The organism is Paenibacillus sp. IHBB 3054 (genome assembly GCF_051594305.1).
Lineage (GTDB): Bacteria > Bacillota > Bacilli > Paenibacillales > Paenibacillaceae > Paenibacillus_AQ.
Map to the genome: position 1 here is coordinate 1 of NZ_JBOFBG010000096.1, position 1,815 is coordinate 1,815.

Consider the following 1,815-nt stretch of genomic DNA (forward strand, 5'->3'; position numbering starts at 1 on the left):
CGGTACGATTGGATCAATACCGGATGTTTCGGAGGGGATCAAACCTGAGGACCTTAATCTCACGAAGCCGACATTTACTTTACCGGCAGAAGGTGGACCTTATGCTCTCTTTCCGACTAACCCACGGCCATATTCATCGTCCATTATGTCTACGGAGCAGGCTTCTGAGCTCATCTTCAATACCGTACAGCTGGCAGGGCTGAAAATGGACGAACCCCCTGAAATATTGTCCATCAATGCGGGACCAACGCTACAAACCATTTCATTTCGACTACCGGCCCGGCTGCAGCTTAGTGACCTCGTAAAGAAGAGAGATGATCTAGCTAACCATATCGGACATGACCGGAGTTTCGCGGTGACATCCTCCCCTTTTTCAAGTGCAGCAGCCTTTATACTGCCCCATGCAGAACGAGCATTTGTGTATATGAGAGACATGGCACAGGAATTGCGGGAGTTTGCTCTAAAAGCTCAATTGCCCATGGTGTTCGGAAAGGATATGGAGGGCAAACCAATTCTGGTGGACTTGGCCAAATTACCGCATTTGCTCGTGGCAGGGGCAACCGGCTCAGGAAAGTCTGTTTTTATCAATGGGCTGCTGACCTCATTAGCTTCTACACGGTCACCAGAACAAGTTCAGTTTCTACTCATTGATCCCAAGATGGTCGAGTTTACGATGTATACCGGTTTGCCGCATTTAATCTCCCCGCCGGTCACTGATCCGAAGCGGGCAGCATTGACGCTCAAAAAGCTTGTGGTGGAGATGGAAAAGCGATATATGCTTTTTGCTGAAGCGGGTGTACGCAACTTACTGCAGTATAACCGGAATTACCCACAGGATCTGATGCCTTCTATCGTCGCGGTCATTGATGAATATGCCGACCTGATGGTTATTGCTCGGGATGATGTGGAGGACACGGTGCAACGATTGACGCAAATGGGACGAGCTGCTGGAATCCATTTGATTTTGGGTACTCAGCGGCCTAGCGTGGATGTTGTAACCGGCGTTATTAAATCGAATCTTCCGTCCCGGGTGGCTTTCCATTTACTCAGTGTCTATGATTTTAAAACAGTCATGGATACAGGTGGTCCGCATTTGCTCGGTGGTGGAGATGGGGTCTGCATGCTGAACGGTGGAGGACAGAAGAGATTTCAGTCTGCTGCAATCAGTGCGGATGACGATGAAACCACTCGTTATATTGAGGAGTTAAAACGCTACTGGCGTAATGAAATGCGGCTGCGAAAAGTGGATCAGAAACCAGAATTGAATGGGGGTTCATCTTCGTTTACTCTATTATCTGAAGAGGAAGAAATGAAGCCGTTGAAGCTGGAGGCTGAAGTTGCCGAACGAAAACCGATGAGCGAGATTCCCGTAGGAGATTGGACGGTACTGGAGGAAGAAGATGTACCTATAAACGAGAGTGTTTATGATCAGGTCATTCGCTTGGCGAGAGAGCATAACGGGGTATCAGGCAGGCTGCTGCAGCATGCGCTTCGCATTGATTATGTCACAGCGGCAACCTATGTAGAACAACTAAGTAAAGAAGGGAAAGTCGCACCTGAGTATGATCCGGAAACGGGTTTAAAACCTTGGCTGGCAGATGTCCGGGAGAGCGATGAAGAACTGCTTCAGCGAGTGCAGCGAATGATTTGCCAAACGAGATCCACTCGTTCTGCGGATATCCAGCAAGCACTTGGCATTCGCAAGGAGAAGGTATTGCAAATAATGAGCCAACTGGTAAAGCTTGATTTTTTATTTCCCCCAACAAGTACCAAAGGGGGATATACGCTGGCCTGGGATGAGGATCAGATTCAACG

At 48.6% G+C, this 1,815-nt stretch carries 1 protein-coding gene; it reads left to right on the forward strand.

Features of this window, described 5'->3' with window-relative positions; all coding sequences use genetic code 11:
• A partial coding sequence (locus ACQ76X_RS35785; RefSeq protein ID WP_438498647.1) for an FtsK/SpoIIIE domain-containing protein occupies positions 1-1,815 on the forward strand: 1,815 nt, incomplete at both ends.